Here is a 22,622-nt window from a genome sequence, read left to right on the forward strand (position 1 = left end):
CGGCCCCACATATCTGAGGTATGATGGGTTTGCAACAAGCAAGTTTCCCCTCATTCACGCAGTTCCAGCCCCGCCATGAGACTCTCCCTGTTCATTACGCAGCACCTCGAGAGCATCCTCGCCGAGTGGGAAGCGTTTGCCGGCACCCAGCTGCCGTCGGCCACCCATATGTCGTCGCTGGCCTTGCGCGACCACGCCAAACTGATCCTGACCACCATCGCCACCGAAATCGATATGGCCCAGACACCGCACCAGCAGCAGGAAAAGTCGCGCGGCCTGGCACCGGACGCGCCCGGGGAGGAAAGCGCGGCAGCCACCCACGGCACCCTGCGGCAACTGAGCGGCTTCTCGCTGATCCAGCTGACGGCCGAGTTCCGCGCCCTGCGCGCCACCGTGCTGCGGCTCTGGCTGCCCAGGCTGTCGGCCGTCACGGCCACCACCGCCAGCGACATGGTGCGCTTCAACGAAGCCATCGACCAGGCCCTGGCCGAATCCGTGGTCACCTACACCCGCCGCGCGGGGGCCGCGCGCGACACCTTCCTGGCCATCCTCGGCCACGATTTGCGCAGCCCGCTCGCCACGGTGGCCCTGGCGGGGGCCTACCTGGTGGCCGCGCCGCCGGACCCCGATAAAATCCGCGAAATCGGCAAAAAAGTGCAGCGCGGCGCGGCGTCCATGACCTCCATGGTCAACGATCTGCTTGAATATGCGCGCGTGCAGCTCGACGGCGAGATACCGATCGCCGCCGAGATGATGGATTTGATGGAGATATGCCAGCCAGCGCTGGAGAATGCGCGCGCGGTGCACCCGGCCTGTCCGTTCGAGTTCGCCGCCACAGGCGACCTGCGGGCGCGCTTCGACCGGCACCGCATGCAGCAGGTGCTGTCCAACCTGCTGAACAACGCAGCCCAGTACCGCGACCAGAGCGCGCCGGTCAGGATGACGGCGGCGGGCGAAGCGGACGCGGTGGTGGTCACGGTGCAGAACTACGGCCAGCTGATTCCGCCGGACGCGCGCCAGGCCATTTTCGATCCCATGGTGCGCCTGCCGGACGACGACGGGGGCAACGGACGCTCGCTGCGCAGCATCGGCCTGGGCTTGTTCATCGCGCGTGAAATCACGGCCGGCCACGGCGGGACGCTGGAAGTGGAGTCGGATGCGCAACGCGGCACGGTGTTCACCGTGCGCATTCCGCGCTGATCCGCGCCAGGTGCGGCGGCTATTCGGCCTTGCGTACCCTGCGGCGGCGGGCGTTTTTCGGATCGGCGATCAGGGGGCGGTAGACTTCCACCCTGTCGTGCTCGCGCAGCACGGTGTCTAGCGTCTTTTTCTTGCCGTAGATGCCGACCGCCATGGCGGCCAGGTCGATGCCGGGCACTTCCAGCGCCAGGCCGCTCACGTCCAGCGCCTGCTGGATGGTGGCGCCGCTCTCCAGCCGCAGTTCGCGCAGGAACTGCAGCGTGTCGGTGGCGTAGCACACCTGGACGTTGATTTGTTCAGCCGCCATAGACCGTGTCAGCCCGCTTGCAGAAAGAGTCCACCATGCTGTTGGCGATGATGCCGAACACCGGGCCCACCACCTGCTCCAGCAGGCGGCTGGAGAATTCATAGTGCAGGTCCAGCTCGACCTTGCAGGCGTCCTCGCGCAGCGGCTTGAAGGTCCAGGTGCCGTCCAGGGTCTTGAAAGGGCCGTCCACCAGCTTCATCTTCATGCTGTGCGGCGGCGTATTCACGTTGGCCGTGGTAAAACTCTGGTGGATGCCGTGATAATGGATGGCCAGGCTGGCCACCACGGTGTTTTCGCCGCGCTCGCGTACCTCGACGCCGCCACACCATGGCAGAAATTTGGGATAATCTTCGACCTTGGCCACCAGCTCGAACATCTGTTCCGCGCTGTAGCCCAGGATAACCGACTTGTGCACTACTGCCATTGTGTTACCGTTTGCTATGATGTTGGTTTATCCGCGCTCCGCGCGCGGCGAAACCGTAGTTTAACCGACCCGCACTGTTTTACCCACCACCCATGACTATTGCCGATAACAAAAAAGCCTTTCACGATTTCTTCATCGAGGACCGCTATGAAGCGGGCCTGGTGCTCGAAGGCTGGGAAGTGAAGGCAATCCGCGACGCGCGCGTGCAGATCAAGGAAGCCTACGTCACCATCAAGGGCGACGAGCTGTTCCTGTTCGGCGCCCACATCAGCGCCCTGCCCACGGCGTCCACCCACATCAGCCCGGAAGCCGTGCGCACCCGCAAGCTGCTGCTGCACCGTAACGAGATCGACAAGCTGATCGGCAAGGCAACCCGTTCCGGCTACACCCTGGTGCCGCTCAACCTGCACTACAAGGGCGGCCGCGTGAAATGCGAGATCGGCTTGGCCAAGGGCAAGAAGCAGCACGACAAGCGCGCCACCGAGAAGGACCGCGACGCCTCGCGCGAAGTGGCTTCCGCCATGAAACAGCACCGTCGTTAATGTGCCACGCCGGCGCCACTTCCTTCCGCCGGCGCCTCGATCTAGTTTCTATCTAGAAACTGCCATGGTAAACTGCCGTGGCAAGACTCTTTAACGACGGCGAGGAAGAACATGGTGACGAAAACCGCAGCAATCCTGATTTCCGGCGCGCTGCTGGCCGGCTGCGCGGGGCAGCAGATCCCCCAGACGCCATACAGCCCGGTGCCGGTCGCCAGCAATTTCCCCACCTCCAGCCAGTACACGCTGCAGGCTGCGGCGCATTGGGGCGCCATTGCCCAGCACATTGAAAAAGGCCTGGCAGCGGACTTGAAAAAGAGCCCGCCGCGGCCGTTCTACATCGCCGAACCGTCGCCGCAAGCCTCGCCGTTCCAGCGCGCGCTCGCCGCGCAGCTGGTGTCCGCGCTGGTGCGTGACGGCCATATCGTCTCGCGCACGCCGGCCGGTTCGCTGAAAGTGGACATCGACGTGCAGGCCTACACCTTTGCGCCCGGCCGCGCGCAGTTCCGCTACCCGGGCGAGCCGACCGCCATCACCGCAGGCGTGCTGGCGCTGACCGTGCTGGAGCCGGTGGCTGGCGTGCTTGCCGGCGTGGCCGCTTTCGACGCCTACCAGTACCAGCATGCCAAGTTTGCCTCCGGCGCCACGCCGCAGACCGAGTTGCTGGTGACGGTGTCGGTGTCCGACCAATACCGCTATTACGCGCGCAACAGCACGGCCTATTACGTGGCCGACGGCGACCGCACGCTGTACGGCATTGCGGCAGATGTGCCGGCCGAAGCCAAATTGATCAAAACGTACCAAGTCCGGGGTGACCGATAATGCGCAAACTCGCGCCGCTGTGCGCCTTGCTGGCTGCCACTTCGCTGCCGCTGCTGCTGGGCGCCTGCTCCAGCACGCCCGCCAAGGAAGAAACCAACTACGCCACCGTCTCGTCCAACCAGTTCATCGCCTCGAACTACAAGGCGGCGGACGTGCTGCTGTCGCAGCTGAACGGCAAGCTGCTGGCGGACAAGCCGCTGATCATGGCCACCGTGGTCAATATCGACGCGCTGGAGCAGACCACCACGCTGGGCCGCCTGGTGTCCGAACAGATTTCCACCCGCCTGGCACAGGGCAACCTGAACATGGTCGAGATGAAGCTGCGTAACAACGTCTACCTGAAGCGCGGCCAGGGCGAGCTGATGCTCACCCGCGAAATCGGCCAGGTGGCGCAGACCCACAATGCACAGGCCATCGTGGTCGGTTCTTACGCGGAGACGAGCGACATGGTGTTCGTGAACGTGAAAGTGATCCAGCCGAACACCAACTTCGTGCTGGCCGCGCATGACTTCGCGCTGGCCAAGGAAGGCATCGTGCGTTCCATGCTGATGCAGCATTAAGCCCCTCGCCGCGCCGCAACCGCCCTAAGTCCGGCTGGCCAGCAGCGCCAGCACCTGCCCGGCGGACGCCGTAACCTTCAGCGACAGCAGATCGTCCGCCCGCGTCACGCCGGCATTGATGGCGGCGATCGGCTTACCCGTTTCCGCTGCCAGCTTGCAGAAGCGGTAGCCGGAAAACACCATCAGCGACGACCCCACCACCAGTAGCGCGTCCGCGTCCGCCATGGCTTGCAGGGCCGCTTCCGTTCGCGGCTTGGGGATGGTGTCGCCAAAGAACACCACGTCCGGCTGCAGCACGCCCTCGCAGCGCGCGCAGTGCGGCACGTGAAAATGCTCCAGCTCCTCGGGCTCCAGCTGGGCATCGCCGTCCGGCAGCGGCTGGGCGTCGCTGCCGGCCAGTCGGGGATTTTCACGCAGCAGCTGCTGCTGGATGTCGGCGCGGGCATACTGCGTGCGGCACGCCAGGCACACCACGCCGTGGATATTCCCGTGCAGTTCAATCAGCTCGCGGGTGCCGGCGCGCTGGTGCAGCCCGTCCACGTTCTGCGTGATGACGGTCGCCACGCGGCCGCCCTGCTCCAGCACCGCCAGCGCGTGGTGGCCCTCGTTGGGCGCGGCCTGCGCCAGGGTGGGATAGCCGACCATGCTGCGCGCCCAGTAGCGGCGGCGCACCGCGTCCGAACGGCGGAACTCCGGCCCTTGCACGGGAGCGCGGCCGCGCCGCACGCCGTCCTTGTCGCGGTAATCGGGAATGCCGGAGGCGGTACTCAGGCCGGCGCCGGTGAGCACCAGGACCTGACCGTGGCGGCCCAGAAAATCATCCAGGGCCGCGGCGCCGCTGCCTGCTTCGTGTTCGGAAAAAATCTGCATGCCGCCATGCTAACCGAAAGCGCTTTACTTCGCCTGCGGGAAGCTGAAGCCTGCCTGGTACTGGTGGTAGCCGTCGAAATCCTCTTTGCCCACGGGGACGCCGTGGCTGCGCAGGATGGCGTGCGCGGTAACGAGGTGGAAGAAGAAGTTGGGCAGCGCATAGGAGACTACATAGTCGCGCCCGGAAAAGACCGGCGACACCAGGCCGGCGGTGGTCACTACCTGCATGTTCTCAGCAGCGTCGATGCGCTCTTCCGGCACTTCCTCCAGGAAGTCCACGGTGGCGGCGATGCGGGCGCGCAGCTGGTCCCAGTCCTGGTCGCCCCCGCCCAGCACCGGCAGATCAGCCGACAGCAAGGGGCAGCAGGCGCGCACGGCGAAGCTGCACGCGGTCGTCACCTGCTGCGCGAAGGGAAACATCCCTTCCGCCAGCGCCGCGCGCACCAGCTGCCTGCCGGTGCGCCGCTCGTGGTTTTCCGCCACGCGCAGCGTTGCATGCATCTGCTGCAAATAATGAATTAGCACCGGCACGCTGGCCGTATAGAGCGTGGTCCCCACGATAATCTCTGTTTTATTGACGACAAGCTACACTCTGCCATTGTGGACAGGCAATAGCAATGTCCGTGACGACAAGCGTCGTTTTACAGTGTTATCAATGCGTTCACTCACCCGCTGATGCGCTGATGCGCTGCTTCAGTTCGTCAACGGAAGCGCGCCAGTCTTCATAGTGCTCGCTGTCCTGCCACAATTCGCGCAGCTCGGAGCGCTCGGACAAAATGTGCCCGATGGCGCGCTGCGATTTCTCGATCAGGTCCGCGCGGCGCTTGGTGGCCTTCTTGCTCACCTCTTCCACCCACGCATCCACGTCTTTCGTGTTCTCGTCTTCCGCGCCCGGCTTGCCGTACAGGCGCGCCAGCACCTCGATGGCCGCCAGCCCTTCGGCTGCGAATGGCGCCTCCAGGTAGTCCGCGCTGTCGGGGGACAGCACGTTGTTCAGCGTGTCCTCGATGAAGAACAGATCCTTCGATTCCTGCAGATCCTGCGCCCAATCCAGCGCGAAGTCATTGCCGAATGCGTCCACCGCCCATGTGCCCATGATATTCCTTAGTAAATTTCACGAGATCATACGCCGGGAACCGGCGCTACGCCAACTTGCAATCCGGCTCTTGCTGGAAGATCTCGGTGAGCCATCCGGCAAAAACGCGCAGCTTGGGCGCAGCCATGCGGCCCTGCGGATACAGCAGCGAAATCGGCATGGGCGTGGGCGGCCACGCGGAAAGCACTTCCACCAGCTCGCCGGCCTGCAGATGGGGACGCGCCTGGTAGGCGCCGACCTGCGCCAGGCCCAGGCCCTGCAAAGCGCAGGTCAGGTAGGCATCCGCGTCGTTGACGGAGATGGCGCCGGCCATGTCCACCTTCACCACCTTGCCGTCCACCTGGAAATCCCAATCGAAAGCGCGGCCGGTGCGGCCGGAGAAGTGGATCACGCCCTTGTGCGCGCGCAGTTCCTCCAGCTCGGCGGGAATGCCGTGCCGCGCCAGGTAGGCGGGTGAGGCACAGGTGAGAAAGCGCATACTGCCGATCTGGCGTCCCACCAGCGAGGAGTCCTGCAGCTGGCCGACGCGCAGCGCGCAGTCTATGCCTTCCTGTACCACGTCGACGATGCGGTCGGTGAGGCTGAGCACCAGCTCCACTTCGGGATAGGCGGCGGTGAACTCGGCCACGCGCGGCATGACCAGGCGGCGTCCCAGGGTGCCCGGCAGGTCGATGCGCAGCTTGCCCCTCGGCTTTCCTGCGCTGGCGCCGCGAAAGCCGGCTTCGGCAGCCTCCACCGCGCCCAGGATCTCGACACACTGGCGGAAGTAATCGGCCCCGTCCGGCGTGAGCGACAGGCGGCGCGTGGTGCGCTGCAGGAGCTTGGTGCCGAGGAAGGCTTCCAGGTTCTGCATGGTGGCCGTCAGCGCGGCGCGCGGCAGGTTCAGCGTCTCGGCCGCCTTGGTGAAGCTGTTCGCTTCCACGATGCGGACGAAGGTCTGCATGGCCTTCAGTCTATCCATGTTCGTTCACATCCTGCATTCGCATTGTTCATATAAAACGAAAAGTGTGTGTAGATTATGCCCTAATTATCTTCTGATGGCTTCTCCCTAGAATGGCCTTATCGCATTCAAATCCGAGAGGCAAATATGAACAAGGACATTTCCAAGGGCATGGTCTGGCTGCTGGCCATTGCCTGCGGCCTGATCGTGGCCAATCTGTACTACGCGCAAACGCTGGTGGGGCCGATCAGCGCCGCCACCGGGCTGTCGCCGCAGGCCGCCGGCCTGATCGTCACGCTCACCCAGGCGGGTTATACGGTGGGGCTGCTGTTCGTGGTGCCGCTGGGCGACCTGCTGGAGAACCGCAAGCTGGTGGTCGGCGCCCTGCTGTTCACCGCCGTCGCGCTGGCGGCCGCCGCCACCAGCACCAGCGCCTGGACTTTCCTGGCCGCGGCGCTGGCCATCGGCCTGGGCTCCGTCGCCGCGCAAGTGCTGGTACCCTTCGCGGCGCACCTGTCGCATGAAGCCACGCGCGGCCAGACGGTGGGCAAGGTGGTCAGCGGCCTGCTGATGGGCATCATGCTGGCGCGTCCGGTGGCCAGCCTGGTGGCGGACGCGTCCAGCTGGCACGTGGTGTTCGGCGGCGCCGCGGTCGCCATCGTGGCACTCGCGGCCGTGCTGCGCCGCAAGCTGCCGGAGCGTGTGCCCGCATCGCCTGTGCCTTACACCAAGCTGATGGCGTCCTTGTGGCATCTGTTCCTGAGCCAGCCGGTGCTGCGCCGCCGCGCCGCCTACCACGCCGGCCTGTTCGGTGCCTTCAGCCTGTTCTGGACCGTCACGCCCATGATGCTGGCCTCGCCTGCCTTCCACCTGTCGCAGACCGGCGTGGCGGTGTTTGCCCTGGTCGGCATGGCGGGCGCCGTCGCCTCCCCCATTGCCGGCAAGCTGGCGGATGCCGGCCACACGCTGATGGCCACCGCCGCCGCACTGGCGCTGGGCGTGGTGAGCTTCCTGCTGCCGCTGCTCGCGCCGGACTCGCCCGCCATGCGCAATGCGGCGCTGGCCATCCTGACCGTGGCGTCCATCGTGCTGGACATGGGCGTGGCGGCCAACCTGGTGCTGGGCCAGCGCGCCATCTTCAGCCTGGGCGCCGAAGTGCGCAGCCGCCTGAACGGCCTGTACTTCGCCCTGTTCTTCGCCGGCGGCGCGCTGGGTTCGGCGGTGGGCGGCTGGATCTACGCCAGTTACGGCTGGCATGCGGCCCTGCTGGCCGGCGCGGCCTTCCCTGCCCTTGCGCTGCTGTACTGGATGTCCGAGTACCTGGCCAGCCACGGCAGTGCCAGCAGCATTGATTACACGATGTAACAACAGTAGGGCCTGACGCTGTCTTTATCGGCAAGGTTGTTGGAAGTAAAGTCCTTCACACCAACAACCTCAGGAGTTCATCATGGCCCAGCAGCAAAAAACCATCATCGTCACCGGCGCCTCGCAAGGCATAGGCGCAGGCATCGTTGAAGCGTTCCTGGCGCGCGGCTACAACGTGGTCGCCACCTCGCGCAGCATCAGCAAGTCCGGCACCTTCCAGCCGTCCGGGCAGTTGGCGCTGGTCGATGGCGACATCGGCGACGCGGCCACCGCAGCCAGGGTGACCGCCGCCGCCGTGGAGCGTTTCGGCGGCATAGACGGCCTGGTCAACAATGCCGGCATCTTCATCGCCAAGCCCTTCCTGGACTACACGGCGGAGGACTTCGCCGCGCTGTCGCACACCAACCTGGAAGGCTACCTCTACATCAGCCAGCTGGTGGTGAAGCAGATGCTGGCGCAGGAATGCGGCGGCAGCATCGTCGGCATTTCCAGCACCCTGGTTGGCAGCCCGAACCGCGCACTGACCGCCGCCGTGCCCATGATTACCAAGGGCGGTATTGAAGCCCTCACGCGCAGCCTGGCCTCCGAGTTCGCGCCGCAGGGCATCCGCGTGAACGCGGTGGCGCCCGGCATCGTCGACACCCCGCTGACCAACGGCATTCCGTCCGACTTCCTGAAGTCGCTGGCGCCGAACAATTCCACCGCCAGCGTTGAGGATATCGCCAACGCTGTGGTATATCTGACGGAAGCCAAACAAGTCAGCGGCGAAGTGCTGCGCGTTGATGGCGGCGCCCATAACGGTAAATGGTAATCGAGGAGGCAATATGAACAAGGGATACTGGGTAGTCGCCTACCGGTCGATTTCGGACCAGGCGAAAGTGAAGGCCTACGCGGAACTGGCGCGGGCTCCGATTGAAGCAGCCGGCGGCCGCGCCCTGGTATTCAACACACGGCCCACGGTGGAGGAAGCAGGCGTGCAGCAACTGACGGTGGTGATCGAGTTCCCCTCCGTCGAGGCGGCGCGCCAGGCCTACGACAGCCCGGCTTACGCGGTCTCGCTGGAGGCGCTGGGCGACGGCGCGGAGCGCGACTTCCGTATCGTGGAAGGCCTGCCGCAACAAGGCTGACGCGGCGGCGGCGGCCTCGGGCCGGCTATTTCGCGGCCTTGCCCTGCTTGCCGTCCGGCTGCAGCTGCGCCACTTTGGGCAGCATGGCGGTCAGGTCGGCGATGCGGGTCTGGTCGGAAGGATGGGTGGACAGGAACTCCGCCGGTCCGCTGCCTTTGGACAGCTTCGCCATCTTTTCCCACACTGACACCGCCGCGCGCGGGTTGAACCCCGCGCGCGCGCCAAGTTCCATCCCCATGCGGTCGGCCTCGGATTCGTGTTCGCGCGAGTTGGGCAAAGTGAACAGGTAGTGGCTCACCTCGTCGGCGAGATCGATCTGGGCGGACTTTCCGGGCGCCAGCGCCAAGGCGATCTGTCCCGCCTTGCCCTTGGCACGCGCTTGCGACAGGCGCTCCCGGCCGTGCTCGCGCAAGGCATGCGCGATCTCGTGGCCCATCACCATGGCGATCTTATCGTCGGTCAGCTTGAGCTGCCGGATCAGGCCACTGTACATGGTCACCAGGCCGCCCGGCGCGCAGGTGGCGTTCAGCACCGGGGCGTCGATCAGCGCCAGGCGCCAGGTCCACTTCGCGGCGTCCTCGCGGAAGGCCGGCACCTGCGCCTGCAGGCGTTTCGAAATGCGGTTCAGGCGGTCGTACTCTGGCCCGGCCACCACCCGCTCGCCCGCAGCCTTGGCTTTCTGGTTCTGCTGGTTGAAGCTGGTTCGCGTATGGTGTACAGGCCCGGCGCGTGCAGCGCGGATGCGCTCGGTGCCAACTCCACGTCCCACAGCGCGCCATGGGCGTGGCCGCTAGCCTGTGCCGGGCCAGTGCGCCATCTTCAGCCTGGGCGCCGAGGTGCGCAGCCGCCTGAAAGGCCTGCACTTCGCGCTGTTCTTCGCCGGCGGCGCGCTGGTCGCGGCTGTCGGCGGCTGGCTCTACGCCAGCTGCGGCTGGCACGCCGTCCAGCTGACCAGCACCGACTTCCCCGGCCTGACGCTGCTGCACAGGGTTGCCGAATACGCGTCTGCTCTGGGCACAGCGAAAAGCACGTTTAAAGCATGACGCTTATCAATCCATGCTGGCGACTAACCGTCTCCTTTGACTTCTCCCAAATCTCATCCCCCGGCCGAGTCCTACAGTGGACCTTGGTTCGCTTTGAACCGGCACGGAAAAGGGAATTCAAATGGCCTATGAGTATAGAAAAGTCGATGACTTGGAAAAACATGAGCTAGTGGGCTCACATCAATGTGTCGCACTCGTACAGCTATATGCTGGTGCGCCTCGAGCATTAAGCTGGAAGCAGGGAAAGGCAGTTCTGGGCAACACTCTGCTGAGAAAGGGAACGGCAATAGCCACTTTCGTCAATGGCCGATACCAAAACCTTAGCCATGGCAACCATGCCGCGCTGTACCTGCGGCAAGGAATCAACGGCATTTACGTCATGGACCAGTGGAAAAACAAGAAGGATCAAATGATAACGTCTCGATTCATCCCATCTCTCGGAAAGGACAAAAATGGAAAATTTGTCTCCCCAAGCGATAATGCCGACGCCTTCTTTGTAATTGAATGAGCGATATGAACACGCCGCCCATCTTCTGCCTCCTGATTGCCGCAACGGCTCACGCTGCCATCGCGGCACCGGTACAGTTCAGCTGTCCGTCATCCGTTCCCGTTTCTACAGTGCAGGTCCCCGGCTGGACCGCAACCGTAGCATCCGAGCTTTTTCTGAACTCTGCAGCCCCGATCAGCGGCCCGCCCGAAATGCGCGGAGACCTCGCGGAATTTGCCAGCAAGCCCGGCAAACTGGAATGGTCATATACGTATGACCTTGACAGACCCTTTCCAAACGGGAAGTGGCTAGAGTGCGGCTACGGCGCCCACAATGAAGTCACGCTCGCGAGGCCGCTCCCTGAAAAGCTGAAATCGTGCTCATTTACGTATGGCAAGGGCGCCAAGGCAGGCCAGCATGCGATCAAGATTTCCTGCATCTAAGGCGGGCAGGGGCGCCGCCCGGAGGGAGATGGGCATGCGCGGCAATCAGCTCTTTTGCGTTTTCACCACCTGCATCGCAGTGGCGATCAGGCCGCTCATGTCGCCCAGGTTGGCGGGCACGATGAGCGAGTTGTTGGTCTTGGCCAGTTCGGCGAAGGCTTCAACGTATTTCTCAGCCACTTTCAGGTTCACCGCGTCCGAGCCGCCGGGCGACTGGATGGCGGCGCCGACTTCGCGCAGCGCGCCGGCGGTGGCGTCGGCAATCGCCGTGATGGCGGCTGCCTCGCCCTGGGCGCGGTTGATGGCGGCCTGCTTCTCGCCTTCGGAACGCGCGATCGACGCTTCCCGCTCGCCGGTGGCGATGTTGATCTGCTCCTGCTTGCGGCCCTCGGAGGCGGCGATCAGTGCCCGTTTGCTGCGCTCGGCGGTGATCTGCGCCTGCATGGCGTGCAGGATCTCGGTCGGCGGCGTCAGATCCTTGATCTCGTAGCGCAGCACTTTCACGCCCCAGTTGGCGGCCGACTCGTCGATGGCGTTGACGATGGCGGTGTTGATGTGCTCGCGCTCCTCGAAAGTCTTGTCCAGCTCCATACGGCCGATCACCGAGCGCAAGGTGGTCTGCGCCAGCTGGGTAATCGCGGCGATGTAGTTGGACGAGCCGTAGGACGCGCGCATGGCGTCGGTGATCTGGAAGTACAGGATGCCGTCCACTTGCAGCTGCGTGTTGTCCTTTGTGATGCAGACCTGCGGCGGCACGTCGAGCGGGATTTCCTTGAGCACGTGCTTGTAGGCGATGCGGTCCACGAAGGGCACCACGATGTTGAGGCCCGGCCCGAGCGTGGCGTGGTATTTGCCCAGCCGCTCCACCACCCAGGCGTGCTGCTGCGGCACCACGTTGATGGTCTTGAAGACGAATACCAGCGCCAGGATGAAGATGACGAAGCTGACGTTGCCGATGCCGATTTCCATAAAGTTCTCCATGTTTTGTCTGTTCTTTCAGGGTTCAGGCGCCGACGATCAGCCGGCTGCCGCGTACTTCACGGATGGTGTACAAGCCCGGCGCCGGCGAAGCGCCCGGCGCCAGTTCCACGTCCCACAGCGCGCCGCGGTACATCACGCGCGCCATGCCGTCCTGCCAGGCCGGTACGCTGACGGTCTGGCCGATGTCCATGTTCACGTTCGGGTCCACGGCCGCGTCCACGCCGCTGTGCCTGCCGTACTTGCTGCGGTACAGCAGCCCGGTGGCCAGCACGCCCACTACGGCCGCCGTCACCGTCTGCAGTGGTCCGGACGCGCCGGCGAACGCCACCGCTGCGCCCGCCGCCAGCCCGACCGCGATCATCAGCAGGTAGAAGGTGCCGGTGAGCAGCTCCAGTACCACCAGCACGCCTGCGGCCAACAGCCACATGCTCCAGTCAGACATGATGCCTCCTCGTTGTGAAAAATAAAAAACCCCCGTTGCCTGCGAAGGCGACGAGGGTTCTTGCTGCAATGTGTAAGGTGTTGATGATTTTTTGCTAAACGTTTCAATAACTCCAGTCTAACTCAAATCCCCCTTACGTCAACTTGTTTTATTGCAATGCTGCCAGTTTCTGCCAGGTATCGATTACCGAGTCCGGGTTCAGCGACATCGACTCGATGCCCTGCTCCATCAGCCACACTGCCAGCTCGGGGTGGTCCGAAGGGCCCTGGCCGCAGATGCCGATGTACTTGCCCTGCCTCAGGCAGGCCTGGATGGCCATCTGCAGCAGCGCCTGCACGGCAGGGTCGCGCTCGTCGAAGTCGGCCGCCAGCAGTTCCATGCCGGAATCGCGGTCCAGGCCCAGGGTCAGCTGGGTCAGGTCGTTGGAACCGATGGAGAAGCCGTCGAAGAACTCCAGGAAGCGGTCGGCCAGCACGGCGTTCGAGGGTACTTCGCACATCATGATCAGGCGCAGACCGTTTTCGCCGCGCTTCAGGCCGTTCTTGGCCAGCAGGTTGACCACTTTCTCGGCCTGGCCCAGGGTGCGCACGAAGGGCACCATGATCTCGACGTTGGTCAGGCCCATGTCGTTACGCACGCGCTTCATGGCCAGGCATTCCATTTCGAATGCGCCGGCGAAGTCGGCCGACAAGTAGCGCGCCGCACCGCGGAAGCCCAGCATCGGGTTTTCCTCGTCCGGCTCGTAGCGCGAACCGCCGATCAGCTTCTTGTACTCGTTCGACTTGAAGTCGGACATGCGCACGATCACTTTCTTCGGCCAGAACGCGGCGGCGATGGTGGCGATGCCTTCGGCCAGCTTGTCCACGTAGAACGCCTTCGGCGAAGCGTGGCCGCGCGCCACCGACTCCACGGCCTTCTTCAGGTCGGCGTCGATGTTCGGGTATTCCAGGATGGCTTTCGGGTGCACGCCGATGTTGTTGTTGATGATGAACTCCAGGCGGGCCAGGCCCACGCCGGCGTTCGGCACCGACTGGAAGTCGAAGGCCAGCTGCGGGTTGCCCACGTTCAGCATGATCTTCGTCTTCAGCGGCGGCAGCTCGCCGCGCGCCACTTCCGACACCTCGGTTTCCAGCAGGCCGTCGTAGATCTTGCCCTCGTCGCCTTCGGCGCAGGACACGGTGACGAAAGTGCCGTCTTTCAGGATCTCGGTCGCGTCGCCGCAGCCCACCACCGCCGGCACGCCCAGTTCACGGGCGATAATCGCCGCGTGGCAGGTACGGCCCCCACGGTTGGTGACGATGGCGGAAGCGCGCTTCATGACCGGTTCCCAGTTCGGGTCGGTCATGTCGGCCACCAGTACGTCGCCCGGCTGCACGCGTTCCATTTCAGACGGATCGGTGATCACGCGGACCGGGCCGGCGCCGATCTTCTGGCCAATGGCGCGGCCGGAGGTCAGCACGGTGCCAGTCGACTTCAGCTTGAAGCGCTGCTGCGCGTCGGTGGATTTCTGCTGCGACTTCACGGTTTCCGGACGCGCTTGCAGGATGTACAGCTTGCCGTCGCGGCCGTCCTTGCCCCACTCGATGTCCATCGGGCGCTGGTAGTGGTTCTCGATGATGACGGCGTACTTGGCCAGCTCGACGATTTCTTCGTCGTTCAGCGAGTAGCGGTTGCGCATTTCGATCGGCACGTCCACGGTCTTCACGGAACGGCCGGCTTTCGCCTCGCTGGTGAATTCCATCTTGATCAGCTTGGAGCCGATATTGCGGCGGATCACGGGCGACTTGCCCTGCTCCAGCATCGGCTTGTGCACGTAGAACTCGTCCGGGTTGACCGCGCCCTGCACCACCGTTTCGCCCAGGCCATAGCTGGAGGTGATGAAGACCACGTCCTTGAAGCCGGATTCGGTGTCGATGGTGAACATCACGCCTGCCGCGCCCACGTCGGAGCGCACCATGCGCTGCACGCCGGCCGACAGCGCCACTTCGGCGTGCGTGAAGCCTTTGTGCACGCGGTAGGAAATGGCGCGGTCGTTGTACAGGGAAGCGAACACGTGCTTCATGGCGTCCAGCACGTTTTCGATGCCGACCACGTTCAGGAAGGATTCCTGCTGGCCGGCGAAGGACGCGTCCGGCAAGTCTTCGGCGGTGGCCGAGGAGCGCACGGCGAAGGACATTTCGGTTTCGGAGTCGGCTACCAGGCGTGCGTAGAACTCTTCGATTTCAGCCTGCAGGCGAGGCTGGAACGGGGTTTCGACTATCCATTGACGGATTTCGGCGCCGGCTGCCGCCAGCGAGCGTACGTCGTCGATGTTCAAGCCTTCCAGGCGGTCGGCGATGCGCTGGGCCAGCGGCTTGCCGCCGGCAACGCTGTGCGACAGGAAGTCGCGGAAAGCCTGGGCCGTGGTGGCGAAGCCGCCCGGAACCCGGACGCCGGCGCCAGCCAGCTGGCTGATCATCTCGCCCAGGGAGGCGTTCTTGCCGCCGACGGATTCGACATCCGTCATGCGCAAGTTCTCAAACGAGGCGACATACACGGCATCGCCGTTCTGCTGCTCCTTCAGTGCTGCGTTAGTCATAGTGACACCTTTACTGATGATAGAAATCTTTGCGCAGGCTGGCCGATATTGTTTCTTGTTATTCTTAGCATCGTGCAGCACAATCTTACCGTTGCTGTGCATTCTACAGCCTGCGGCGCAAATTGACGATTCACAACATAGCTCTGAGCACTTCCCCATGACACAAGAACAACGCCAGCCCCTCCCCGCCGCATCGCGCACCGTGTTTTTCGTCTCCGACGGCACGGGTATCACTGCGGAAACTTTTGGCCATTCCGTGCTGACGCAGTTCGAGTTACGCTTCCGCCAGATCCGCTTACCGTTTATCGACACGCTGGACAAGGCTTATGACGCGGCCCGCAAGATTAATGAAGCGGCGGCCAGCGACGGCCAGCGACCGATTATCTTTTCCACGCTGGTGAAGAGCGAACTGTCGGAAGTGATCCGCAAATGCAATGGCATGCATATGGACCTGATCCAGACTTTCGTGGCACCGCTGGAGCAGGAATTGGGCGTGATGTCGACCCATACCATCGGCCGCTCGCATAATATCGTTGATAGCGAAGAATATAAGAACCGCATCGAGGCGATTAACTTCTCGCTGGCGCATGACGATGGCCAGTCGCATAAAAACCTGTCGTCGGCCGATGTGATCCTGGTGGGCGTATCGCGCTCCGGCAAAACCCCCACCAGCTTGTACCTGGCGATGCAGTACGGTATCAAGGCGGCCAATTACCCGTTGATCCCGGACGATTTCGAGCGCGGCAAACTGCCCAGTTCACTCTATCAATTCAAATCGAAGATTTTCGGGCTGACCATTACCCCGGAGCGGCTGGCCGAGATCCGCAACGAGCGCCGCGCCGGGAGCAAATACGCATCGATTGAGAACTGCCGCTACGAAGTGAATGAGGCGGAAATGATGATGAAGCGCGAAGGCATTCGCTGGCTGTCGTCGACCACCAAGTCGATTGAGGAGATTTCGACCACCATCCTGCAAGAGATCAAACCGAACCGGCGCGAATACTAAGTCCCCGGATCGCCACAGCCCGCAGCAATGCGGGTTTTTTTTCGCCAGGCGAGCTCTAATCTAGCATGATTGCACCAATATTTGGCATAATACTGCGGCAAAAGGCCGGCGGGTTACGGCTTCGCCTAACCCGCCCTACGGAAAAACGGAGGATGCGCGGGGCGGGGAAGGCACAGCCGTAACCCGCCAGTTGCGGAAGAACGGTGGACCGTAGGGCGGGTTAGGCGTAGCCGTAACCCGCCGGCGTTAGAAGAACTGGCGCCAGTCGTTCAGCCAATCGGGGAACTCTTCAACCGGCATCGGCTTGGCGATGTAATAGCCCTGCGCATAAGTGCAGCCCAGGCCCTGGAGGAAATCCCAATCCTGCTTGGTCTCCACACCCACGGCAACCGAACGGCGATCCAGGCTGCGCGCAAGGCCGAGGCAGGATTTTAATACCGTGCTGATGGCGCGGCGGCGCGAGGCGCCATCGACAAAACTCCGGTCGATTTTCAATTCGGTGAATGGCACCGCAGCAAGCAATTGGAGATTGGAACGGCCGGTGCCATAATCGTCGATCGCCAATCCAAATCCCTGCATGCGCAAACGCAGCAGGCGCTCAAGGAAATGCGGTTCAGCGGACAATACCGCCGATTCAGTCATCTCGAAAGTAATATAGTCGGCCAAAATGCGATGACGGTCCAGGCAAGCCGAAATTTGCGCCATGAATTGCGGATGCGCCAGCGTGGCCTGGTCCACATTAATCGATACCGAAATCGGAATGCCCTTATCGTGCAATGTGCGGCAAGCCGCAACCGATTTCTCTATCATGCTCCAGTCGAGAAAATCAATACGCTTATTTTCTTCGAGCGCGCGCATGAATGCGGCCGGGCCCAATATCCCATGCTCTGGGTGGCGCCAGCGGGCGAACATTTCCAGCCCTTTTACCAGGCCGGTTTCCAGTTCGATTTTGGGCTGGAAGAATGGATCGAATTCACGCGCCTGCAAACCGCGCCCAACTTCCGCAAAGCCGAATACCGGACCGGGATGGCCGCTCGGAACAGCGCGCGCGCCCTGGTAATTGCTGATCAGCGTCTGGAGGCGTTGTTCGCCGACCGGTTTGGCAATGGCGCCCAGCAAATCGACGCCATAAGCCTGGGCCATGGTTTCGACGGAGAACAGCACGTCGGATTTCTGCGCGCCCGCCACGATAATGCCGGCGCGGCTGCCGGCCTCGGCCAGGCGGCGGATTAACTCCAGCGCGTCTATGCCCGGCAGGCCCAGGTCCAGGATCGCGATATTTACCGCAGGAACGAAGTCGGCGCTGAGATGGCGCAGCACACCATGGCCGTCGGGAGCGTCGGCTACCTGTGCGGCGCCGAGGCGGCGCAGCATATCCACCAGCGCCTGGCGCTGGCCAGGATCCCCTTCCGCTACCAGAAACTGCAACTGCGCGATGTCCATGCCTGCTCCAGAGAAACTAATCTACTGCTGATTCTGCCTGACTTGCTCGAAAAAGCATACCGCCGCACACGCGGCCACGTTCAGGGACTCGACCTGGCCGAGATGGGGAATGACCACGGTTTGCGTAGCCAACGACAGCAGATCGTCCGCCACGCCCTGCCCTTCGTGGCCGAAGACCCAGGCCACCGGCTTGCTCAGGTCGGCGTCGTACAGGCGCGTGGTGGCGTAGCCGCTGGTGGCCAGCGTGGGGATTTTCGACGCCGCCATCAGCGGCGCGAGGTCCACGTTTTCGAAGATGTCGAGCACGAAATGGGCGCCCATGGCGGCGCGCAGCACTTTCGGCGACCAGCAGAAAGCCGTGCCGCCGCTGCAATATACCTGCTTGATGCCCGCCGCGGCGGCGCTGCGCAAAATGGAGCCGACGTTGCCCGGGTCCTGCACATTGTCAAGCAGGACGGCGGAAACCGTCATGGCGTCCGGCACGGCACGCTCGGGGGTATCGATCAGGAACATCACGCCGACGCCATGCTCGACCTGGCTCACGGCATTGTAGAGTGCGTCCGGCAGCGCCAGGGTGTGGCCGTGCTGGTGCTCGACTTTGCCGACGATGCCGGCCACTTCCGGGTTGGACAGCGCGCTTTCGCTGACGATGCACTGCACCGGCAAGCCGCGCAGCTCCAGGTAGGCCTCGCAGAGGTGCACCCCGTCCAGCAGCGTCTGGCCGGCCTTCTTGCGGGCCTGCGAGCTGGTGGCGAGGTGTTTCAGGTCTTTGTACTGCGCGTTGTCGCGCGAGGTGATGGTTTTCATAGAAGATTATTAATGAACAGCAGCTCGCGCACGGGCGCGAAGGAGCGGCGGTGCACCGGCGACGGGCCGTGCTCGCGCAGGCGCTCCAGGTGCAGCGCGGTGCCGTAGCCCTTGTGCTGATCGAAAGCATATTGCGGATAGGCGGCGTGCAGCTGCACCAGCGCGGCGTCGCGCGCGGTCTTGGCGAGAATGGAGGCGGCCGAGATGGCGTCTTCCTTGTCGTCGCCGCCGATGATGGCGATGGTCTGGATGCGCATGCGCGGGCAATGGTTGCCGTCGATCAGCGCCAGGGTGGGCTTGGTGCTGAGCGCTTCCACCGCGCGCTTCATGGCCAGCAGGCTGGCCTGCAGGATGTTGAACTTGTCGATTTCCGCTTCGGACGCCTCGGCGATGGCCCAGGCCAGCGCGTGGCTCTTGATCAGCGGTGCCAGCATGTCGCGCTTGGCTTCGGTGAGCTTTTTCGAGTCGCGCAGGCCGTCGATGGGCCGCTCGGGATGCAGGATGACGGCTGCGGCAAAGACCGGCCCGGCCAGCGGGCCGCGCCCGGCCTCGTCCACGCCGCAGATGATTTCATCCAGCGAGCGCGGCAGGTCGTCGAACAGGCCGGGTTGTGGGGTTTTCATTTCTTCAATACTTTCATCACTGCCGCCGCGCTTTCCTGCGCACTATTGCGCAGCAGGCTGTGGTGCATTTCTGTAAATCGTTCCGCCAGGTGCAGGCGGTGCGGCGCGTCGCTCAGCTGGCGCCACATGGCTTCGGCCAGGTTTTCCGGGCTGGCTGAATCCTGCAGCAACTCCGGCACCAGGAAGTCGCGCGCCAGGATGTTCGGCAGGCCGATCCAGGGCTGGTAGCCAAAATGCCGCAAAATCTGCCATTCCATCGCCATCATCTTGTAAGCGATCACCATCGGCTTCTTGAACAGCGCGACCTCCAGCGATGCGGTGCCGGAGGCGACCAGCACCGCGTCCGCCGCCGCGATGGCGGTGTGCGACTGGCCGTCCAGCAGCTTGATTTCCACGTCCTGCAGGCCGGCTTCCGCCACCAGCTGGAGGAAGTACTGGCGCTGTTTCTCACCCGCCATCGGCGCCACGAAATGCAGCGAACGGTCGCGCTTCTTCAGCAAACGCGCCGCCTTCATGAAGGCAACCGTGTTGTACTTGATCTCGGACATGCGGCTGCCCGGCATGATGGTGACGACGTTGGCGTCCTCCGGCAAACCCAGCTGGCGGCGCGCGCCCGCCTCGTCCGGCGCCAACGGCACCAGCTCGGCGAGCGGATGGCCCACGTAGCTGCACGGCACGCCGGCCTTGCGGTAGATTTCCTCCTCGAAGGGGAATACCACCAGCATGTGCGAGACGGCCCGGATGATTTTCTTGATGCGTCCGCCGCGCCAGGCCCAGATCTGCGGGCCGATGTAATGCACGGTGGGAATGCCGGCAGCCTTCAGCTGTTCTTCCAGCCCCAGGTTGAAACCGGGGTAGTCCGCCCCGATGAACACGTCCGGCCGCTTGGCCAGCAGCTGGTCGCGCAGTGTATTCTGGATGCCCTTGATTTCACGGTAGCGGGGAATCACCGCCAGCAGGCCGCGCACGGTCAGCTTGTCCATCGGCCACTGCGATTCGAAGCCGTGCTCCATCATCGCCGGGCCGCCGATGCCATGGAAGCGCGCTTGCGGCAGCTGCGGGCGCAGCCCGGACAGCAGGCGCGCCGCCAGCACGTCGCCGGACGGCTCGCCGGCGACGACCGCGACCGAAATGTCAGCGGACGATGCCACGATTCGCCGTATCGAGGAACTCGCGCATGGCGCGCGCATGCACGGCCACGTCTTCAGACAGGGCGGCTTCCTGTTCGATCATGGCCGCCTTGGCCTCTTCCAGCGTGAGGCCGGAGCGATACAGCGTCTTGTAGGCGGCGCGGATGGCGTTGATCTGCTCGCGCGTGAAGCCGCGGCGCTTCAAGCCTTCGATGTTCACGCCGTGCGCCGCCGCCGGATTTCCGTTCAGCAGCACGAAGGGCGGCACGTCCTGGGTCAGGCTGGTGCTCATGCCGACGAAGGCGTGCGCGCCGATCTTGCAGAACTGGTGCACATTGGCGAAGCCGCTCATGATGACCCAGTCGCCGATCTCCACGTGGCCCGCGATCTGCGCGTTGTTGGAGAAAATGGTGTTGTTGCCCACGATGCAGTCGTGCGCCAGGTGGACGTAGGCCGAGATCCAGTTGTCGTTGCCGAGCCTGGTCACACCCTTGTCCTGCACGGTGCCGGTGTTGAAGGTGCAGAATTCGCGGATGGTGTTGCGGTCGCCGATCTCCAGGCGGGTCGGCTCGCCGGACCATTTCTTGTCCTGCGGCGCGGCGCCGATGGACGAGAACTGGAAGAACACATTGTCGCGCCCGATGCTGGTGTGGCCTTCGATGACCACGTGCGGGCCCACCCTGGTGCCGGCGGCAATCGACACGTTGGGGCCGATCACCGAGTACGGGCCGACCGTCACGCTGCTGTCGAGCTGCGCTTTCGGGTCGACGATGGCGGTGGGATGAATGTTCGGCAGTTCGTTGCTCATTACTGCCCCGCTGGCTGGCTCGCGTCGGTGGTGCTGCGGATGGTGCACATCAGTTCCGCTTCCACGGCGGTCTGGCCGTCGACGGTGCCGACTGCCTTGTACTTCCAGATGCCGCGCGCCACGCGCAGGATTTCCACGTCCATTTTCAGCTGGTCGCCGGGGCCCACGGGGCGCTTGAAGCGCGCGCCGTCGATGCCCACGAAGTAGACCACCGAGTTTTCGTCCGGCTTGATGCCCATCGATTTGAACGACAGCAGCGCGGCGGTTTGCGCCATCGCTTCGATCATCAGCACGCCCGGCATGACCGGCTTGTGCGGGAAGTGGCCGTTGAAGAACTCTTCGTTGACGGTGACGTTCTTGATAGCGGTGATGGACTTGTTCTCTTCGTAGTTCAGCACGCGGTCAACCAGCAGCAGCGGATAGCGGTGCGGCAGGTAGGCCTTGATCTCGCAGATGTCCATCGTCTTCGGGGTGGTCGCGGTGTTGCTCGATTCGGTAGTGGTCATGATTCTTCTTTGGTTTTAATGTTTTTTTCCAGCGCGCGGATTTTATCGCGCATCCCCGGCAAATTGCGAACAATGGCCGCCGATTTTTCCCAATCGGCGTTTTTCGCCAGGGGATAGAAGCCGGTGTACTGGCCCGGCTCCAGTATCGAGCGCGATACCATGCTGCCGGACGAGACGTGCACGCCGTCCACGATTTTCAGGTGGCCCAGCACCATGGCGGCGCCGCCGAAGGTGCAGTACTTGCCGATGATGGCGCTGCCCGCCACGCCGACGCAGCCCGCCATCGCCGTGTGCGCGCCGATCACGCAGTTGTGGCCGATCTGGATCTGGTTGTCCAGCTTCACCCCGTCTTCAATGATGGTGTCGGCCAGCGCGCCGCGGTCCACGGTGGTGTTGGCGCCTATGTCCACGTCGTCGCCGATGACCACGCGGCCGGTCTGCGGGATCTTGATGTAGACGCCGCCCTCGTTGGCAAAGCCGAAACCGTCGGTGCCGATCACGGCGCCGGAATGGATGATGCCGCGCTTGCCGATGATGCAGCGCGCATGGAAAGTGACGTTGGCGAAGAAGTGCGTGCCCTCGCCCACCTGGGCGTCGCGGCCGACGAAGCAGCCATGGTCGATGACGGCGCCGGGGCCGATCACCGCGCCCGCCTCCACCGTCACGAAGGGGCCGATGTGCGCGGTGGGATCCACCTTGGCCGTGGCATGCACCGCCGCCATGGCGTGCACGCCCGGCTCCGGCACGATGGCCGTCAGCGATTCGAAATATTGCGCCGCGCGGGCAAAATACACATAGGGGTTTTTGACGATGATGCGCGCGCCCTGGTAGGTCGCGGCCACGGTCTCGTCTTCCTGTGCGGAGACGATCAGCGCGGCGGCCTTGCTCTGGCCGGCCTGCGCGCGGAATTTGCTATTGCTGAGAAAGCTGATGTGCGAAACGCCGGCGTCCGCCAGTGGCGCGATGCCGGACACTTCCAGTGCCGCATCGCCTACCAGCTGCCCGCCCAAGCGTTCGACCAATTCTCCTAGTCGAGTGCCCATCGGGGGTATTCCAATCTATATGTGACTAATTA

28 protein-coding genes are annotated in these 22,622 nt (G+C 63.7%); 11 read left to right on the forward strand and 17 right to left on the reverse strand.

What is annotated here, in order from left to right:
- Positions 1–75 precede the first annotated feature (75 nt).
- The gene (locus tag ASC94_RS03505) at positions 76–1,200 is read left to right on the forward strand and encodes a sensor histidine kinase KdpD (RefSeq protein WP_056390766.1); all 1,125 of its coding nucleotides are present in this window, start codon (positions 76–78) and stop codon (positions 1,198–1,200) included.
- A 19-nt stretch (positions 1,201–1,219) separates the two neighbouring features.
- Here the strand turns inward: ASC94_RS03505 and ASC94_RS03510 are convergent, their stop codons facing one another.
- Together ASC94_RS03510 and ASC94_RS03515 are read right to left on the reverse strand one after the other, a co-directional pair.
- Positions 1,220–1,507, reverse strand: coding sequence for an RnfH family protein (locus ASC94_RS03510; protein WP_056390769.1), 288 nt, complete (start codon positions 1,505–1,507; stop codon positions 1,220–1,222).
- Entirely contained in the window at positions 1,497–1,931 is a 435-nt protein-coding gene (locus ASC94_RS03515) for a type II toxin-antitoxin system RatA family toxin (protein WP_056390772.1), read from the reverse strand. Before ASC94_RS03515 ends, ASC94_RS03510 begins: the two co-directional genes overlap by 11 nt.
- Positions 1,932–2,023: 92 nt before the next feature.
- Between ASC94_RS03515 and smpB the strand changes: the two genes are divergently transcribed.
- From smpB to ASC94_RS03530, 3 genes are all read left to right on the forward strand, one after another.
- On the forward strand, positions 2,024–2,473 hold the full coding sequence (gene smpB, locus ASC94_RS03520) for an SsrA-binding protein SmpB (protein WP_056390776.1): 450 nt from the start codon (positions 2,024–2,026) through the stop codon (positions 2,471–2,473).
- A gap of 111 nt (positions 2,474–2,584) precedes the next feature.
- Positions 2,585–3,292 (forward strand): hypothetical protein, encoded by a 708-nt coding sequence (locus ASC94_RS03525; RefSeq protein WP_056390779.1) that lies wholly within the window; start codon positions 2,585–2,587, stop codon positions 3,290–3,292.
- A complete protein-coding gene (locus tag ASC94_RS03530) occupies positions 3,292–3,852 on the forward strand; it encodes a FlgO family outer membrane protein (protein ID WP_056390782.1) in 561 nt (186 codons plus the stop codon). Before ASC94_RS03525 ends, ASC94_RS03530 begins: the two co-directional genes overlap by 1 nt.
- Positions 3,853–3,876: 24 nt before the next feature.
- Here the strand turns inward: ASC94_RS03530 and ASC94_RS03535 are convergent, their stop codons facing one another.
- The 4 genes from ASC94_RS03535 to ASC94_RS03550 all read right to left on the reverse strand — a co-directional run bounded on the left by ASC94_RS03535 (position 3,877) and on the right by ASC94_RS03550 (position 6,779).
- Entirely contained in the window at positions 3,877–4,722 is an 846-nt protein-coding gene (locus ASC94_RS03535; protein ID WP_056390785.1) for an NAD-dependent protein deacetylase, read from the reverse strand.
- Positions 4,723–4,746: 24 nt separating this feature from the next.
- A complete protein-coding gene (locus ASC94_RS03540; protein ID WP_157201262.1) occupies positions 4,747–5,280 on the reverse strand; it encodes a DUF1993 family protein in 534 nt (177 codons plus the stop codon).
- Positions 5,281–5,383: 103 nt separating this feature from the next.
- On the reverse strand, positions 5,384–5,818 hold the full coding sequence (locus ASC94_RS03545) for a DUF4259 domain-containing protein (protein ID WP_056390791.1): 435 nt from the start codon (positions 5,816–5,818) through the stop codon (positions 5,384–5,386).
- A 46-nt stretch (positions 5,819–5,864) separates the two neighbouring features.
- Positions 5,865–6,779 carry a LysR family transcriptional regulator gene (locus tag ASC94_RS03550; protein ID WP_056390793.1) on the reverse strand — a complete coding sequence of 305 codons (915 nt, stop codon included), beginning with the start codon at positions 6,777–6,779 and terminating at the stop codon, positions 5,865–5,867.
- A 126-nt stretch (positions 6,780–6,905) separates the two neighbouring features.
- Here ASC94_RS03550 and ASC94_RS03555 point away from each other — a divergent pair, with 126 nt between their 5' ends.
- The 3 genes from ASC94_RS03555 (at position 6,906) to ASC94_RS03565 (ending at position 9,250) form a co-directional block, all read left to right on the forward strand.
- Positions 6,906–8,123, forward strand: a complete 1,218-nt coding sequence (locus ASC94_RS03555) for an MFS transporter (RefSeq protein WP_056390796.1) — start codon at positions 6,906–6,908, stop codon at positions 8,121–8,123.
- An 82-nt stretch (positions 8,124–8,205) separates the two neighbouring features.
- Positions 8,206–8,934, forward strand: coding sequence for an SDR family NAD(P)-dependent oxidoreductase (locus ASC94_RS03560; protein WP_056390801.1), 729 nt, complete (start codon positions 8,206–8,208; stop codon positions 8,932–8,934).
- A 13-nt stretch (positions 8,935–8,947) separates the two neighbouring features.
- Positions 8,948–9,250 carry a DUF1330 domain-containing protein gene (locus tag ASC94_RS03565; protein WP_056390804.1) on the forward strand — a complete coding sequence of 101 codons (303 nt, stop codon included), beginning with the start codon at positions 8,948–8,950 and terminating at the stop codon, positions 9,248–9,250.
- 25 nt (positions 9,251–9,275) lie between these two features.
- Here ASC94_RS03565 and ASC94_RS03570 read toward each other — a convergent pair whose 3' ends face one another.
- Positions 9,276–10,019, reverse strand: a complete 744-nt coding sequence (locus ASC94_RS03570; protein ID WP_200955532.1) for a M48 family metallopeptidase — start codon at positions 10,017–10,019, stop codon at positions 9,276–9,278.
- Between the two features lie 28 nt (positions 10,020–10,047).
- On the opposite strand from ASC94_RS03570, the gene ASC94_RS33080 reads away from it, so the two are divergent.
- The 3 genes from ASC94_RS33080 to ASC94_RS03580 all read left to right on the forward strand — a co-directional run bounded on the left by ASC94_RS33080 (position 10,048) and on the right by ASC94_RS03580 (position 11,223).
- On the forward strand, positions 10,048–10,293 hold the full coding sequence (locus tag ASC94_RS33080; protein WP_056390807.1) for a hypothetical protein: 246 nt from the start codon (positions 10,048–10,050) through the stop codon (positions 10,291–10,293).
- A 121-nt stretch (positions 10,294–10,414) separates the two neighbouring features.
- Entirely contained in the window at positions 10,415–10,801 is a 387-nt protein-coding gene (locus ASC94_RS31515; RefSeq protein WP_082616124.1) for a BPSL0067 family protein, read from the forward strand.
- Positions 10,798–11,223 carry an STY0301 family protein gene (locus ASC94_RS03580; protein ID WP_157201263.1) on the forward strand — a complete coding sequence of 142 codons (426 nt, stop codon included), beginning with the start codon at positions 10,798–10,800 and terminating at the stop codon, positions 11,221–11,223. The genes ASC94_RS31515 and ASC94_RS03580 overlap by 4 nt, the downstream gene beginning before the upstream one ends.
- A 45-nt stretch (positions 11,224–11,268) precedes the next feature.
- Here ASC94_RS03580 and ASC94_RS03585 read toward each other — a convergent pair whose 3' ends face one another.
- From ASC94_RS03585 to ppsA, 3 genes are all read right to left on the reverse strand, one after another.
- A complete protein-coding gene (locus ASC94_RS03585; RefSeq protein ID WP_056390813.1) occupies positions 11,269–12,192 on the reverse strand; it encodes an SPFH domain-containing protein in 924 nt (307 codons plus the stop codon).
- A 34-nt stretch (positions 12,193–12,226) separates the two neighbouring features.
- Positions 12,227–12,646: an NfeD family protein gene (locus tag ASC94_RS03590; protein ID WP_056390816.1), complete on the reverse strand. Its 420-nt coding sequence runs from the start codon at positions 12,644–12,646 to the stop codon at positions 12,227–12,229.
- Positions 12,647–12,794: 148 nt separating this feature from the next.
- Positions 12,795–15,224 (reverse strand): phosphoenolpyruvate synthase, encoded by a 2,430-nt coding sequence (gene ppsA / locus ASC94_RS03595; protein WP_056390819.1) that lies wholly within the window; start codon positions 15,222–15,224, stop codon positions 12,795–12,797.
- Positions 15,225–15,381: 157 nt separating this feature from the next.
- Here ppsA and ASC94_RS03600 point away from each other — a divergent pair, with 157 nt between their 5' ends.
- The gene (locus ASC94_RS03600) at positions 15,382–16,230 is read left to right on the forward strand and encodes a pyruvate, water dikinase regulatory protein (RefSeq protein WP_056390823.1); all 849 of its coding nucleotides are present in this window, start codon (positions 15,382–15,384) and stop codon (positions 16,228–16,230) included.
- A 246-nt stretch (positions 16,231–16,476) separates the two neighbouring features.
- On the opposite strand, the gene ASC94_RS03605 is transcribed toward ASC94_RS03600, so the two are convergent.
- The 7 genes from ASC94_RS03605 to lpxD are packed head-to-tail and all read right to left on the reverse strand — an operon-like array spanning position 16,477 to position 22,590.
- Positions 16,477–17,673: an EAL domain-containing protein gene (locus ASC94_RS03605; protein WP_056390832.1), complete on the reverse strand. Its 1,197-nt coding sequence runs from the start codon at positions 17,671–17,673 to the stop codon at positions 16,477–16,479.
- A gap of 21 nt (positions 17,674–17,694) precedes the next feature.
- On the reverse strand, positions 17,695–18,480 hold the full coding sequence (locus ASC94_RS03610) for an RNA methyltransferase (protein ID WP_056390833.1): 786 nt from the start codon (positions 18,478–18,480) through the stop codon (positions 17,695–17,697).
- Complete coding sequence (gene rnhB, locus ASC94_RS03615; protein ID WP_056390834.1) at positions 18,477–19,103, reverse strand: ribonuclease HII; 627 nt, start codon at positions 19,101–19,103, stop codon at positions 18,477–18,479. Before rnhB ends, ASC94_RS03610 begins: the two co-directional genes overlap by 4 nt.
- Positions 19,100–20,254: a lipid-A-disaccharide synthase gene (gene lpxB / locus ASC94_RS03620; RefSeq protein WP_056390835.1), complete on the reverse strand. Its 1,155-nt coding sequence runs from the start codon at positions 20,252–20,254 to the stop codon at positions 19,100–19,102. The genes rnhB and lpxB overlap by 4 nt, the downstream gene beginning before the upstream one ends.
- A complete protein-coding gene (lpxA, locus tag ASC94_RS03625) occupies positions 20,238–21,029 on the reverse strand; it encodes an acyl-ACP--UDP-N-acetylglucosamine O-acyltransferase (RefSeq protein ID WP_157201304.1) in 792 nt (263 codons plus the stop codon). The genes lpxB and lpxA overlap by 17 nt, the downstream gene beginning before the upstream one ends.
- 11 nt (positions 21,030–21,040) lie before the next feature.
- Positions 21,041–21,547 carry a 3-hydroxyacyl-ACP dehydratase FabZ gene (gene fabZ, locus ASC94_RS03630; RefSeq protein WP_056390837.1) on the reverse strand — a complete coding sequence of 169 codons (507 nt, stop codon included), beginning with the start codon at positions 21,545–21,547 and terminating at the stop codon, positions 21,041–21,043.
- Positions 21,544–22,590, reverse strand: coding sequence for a UDP-3-O-(3-hydroxymyristoyl)glucosamine N-acyltransferase (gene lpxD, locus ASC94_RS03635; RefSeq protein WP_056390838.1), 1,047 nt, complete (start codon positions 22,588–22,590; stop codon positions 21,544–21,546). Before lpxD ends, fabZ begins: the two co-directional genes overlap by 4 nt.
- Positions 22,591–22,622: the final 32 nt, after the last annotated feature.

It is taken from the genome of Massilia sp. Root418 (genome assembly GCF_001425265.1).
Lineage (GTDB): Bacteria > Pseudomonadota > Gammaproteobacteria > Burkholderiales > Burkholderiaceae_D > Rugamonas.

Coding starts and splice junctions, on each gene's coding strand:
- ASC94_RS03505 (WP_056390766.1), top strand. CDS start 76: ATGAGACTCTCCCTGTTCATTACGCAGCACCTCGAGAGCATCCTCGCC.
- ASC94_RS03510 (WP_056390769.1), bottom strand. CDS start 1,507: ATGGCGGCTGAACAAATCAACGTCCAGGTGTGCTACGCCACCGACACG.
- ASC94_RS03515 (WP_056390772.1), bottom strand. CDS start 1,931: ATGGCAGTAGTGCACAAGTCGGTTATCCTGGGCTACAGCGCGGAACAG.
- smpB (WP_056390776.1), top strand. CDS start 2,024: ATGACTATTGCCGATAACAAAAAAGCCTTTCACGATTTCTTCATCGAG.
- ASC94_RS03525 (WP_056390779.1), top strand. CDS start 2,585: ATGGTGACGAAAACCGCAGCAATCCTGATTTCCGGCGCGCTGCTGGCC.
- ASC94_RS03530 (WP_056390782.1), top strand. CDS start 3,292: ATGCGCAAACTCGCGCCGCTGTGCGCCTTGCTGGCTGCCACTTCGCTG.
- ASC94_RS03535 (WP_056390785.1), bottom strand. CDS start 4,722: ATGCAGATTTTTTCCGAACACGAAGCAGGCAGCGGCGCCGCGGCCCTG.
- ASC94_RS03545 (WP_056390791.1), bottom strand. CDS start 5,818: ATGGGCACATGGGCGGTGGACGCATTCGGCAATGACTTCGCGCTGGAT.
- ASC94_RS03550 (WP_056390793.1), bottom strand. CDS start 6,779: ATGGATAGACTGAAGGCCATGCAGACCTTCGTCCGCATCGTGGAAGCG.
- ASC94_RS03555 (WP_056390796.1), top strand. CDS start 6,906: ATGAACAAGGACATTTCCAAGGGCATGGTCTGGCTGCTGGCCATTGCC.
- ASC94_RS03560 (WP_056390801.1), top strand. CDS start 8,206: ATGGCCCAGCAGCAAAAAACCATCATCGTCACCGGCGCCTCGCAAGGC.
- ASC94_RS03565 (WP_056390804.1), top strand. CDS start 8,948: ATGAACAAGGGATACTGGGTAGTCGCCTACCGGTCGATTTCGGACCAG.
- ASC94_RS31515 (WP_082616124.1), top strand. CDS start 10,415: ATGGCCTATGAGTATAGAAAAGTCGATGACTTGGAAAAACATGAGCTA.
- ASC94_RS03580 (WP_157201263.1), top strand. CDS start 10,798: ATGAGCGATATGAACACGCCGCCCATCTTCTGCCTCCTGATTGCCGCA.
- ASC94_RS03585 (WP_056390813.1), bottom strand. CDS start 12,192: ATGGAAATCGGCATCGGCAACGTCAGCTTCGTCATCTTCATCCTGGCG.
- ASC94_RS03590 (WP_056390816.1), bottom strand. CDS start 12,646: ATGTCTGACTGGAGCATGTGGCTGTTGGCCGCAGGCGTGCTGGTGGTA.
- ppsA (WP_056390819.1), bottom strand. CDS start 15,224: ATGACTAACGCAGCACTGAAGGAGCAGCAGAACGGCGATGCCGTGTAT.
- ASC94_RS03600 (WP_056390823.1), top strand. CDS start 15,382: ATGACACAAGAACAACGCCAGCCCCTCCCCGCCGCATCGCGCACCGTG.
- ASC94_RS03605 (WP_056390832.1), bottom strand. CDS start 17,673: ATGGACATCGCGCAGTTGCAGTTTCTGGTAGCGGAAGGGGATCCTGGC.
- ASC94_RS03610 (WP_056390833.1), bottom strand. CDS start 18,480: ATGAAAACCATCACCTCGCGCGACAACGCGCAGTACAAAGACCTGAAA.
- rnhB (WP_056390834.1), bottom strand. CDS start 19,103: ATGAAAACCCCACAACCCGGCCTGTTCGACGACCTGCCGCGCTCGCTG.
- fabZ (WP_056390837.1), bottom strand. CDS start 21,547: ATGACCACTACCGAATCGAGCAACACCGCGACCACCCCGAAGACGATG.
- lpxD (WP_056390838.1), bottom strand. CDS start 22,590: ATGGGCACTCGACTAGGAGAATTGGTCGAACGCTTGGGCGGGCAGCTG.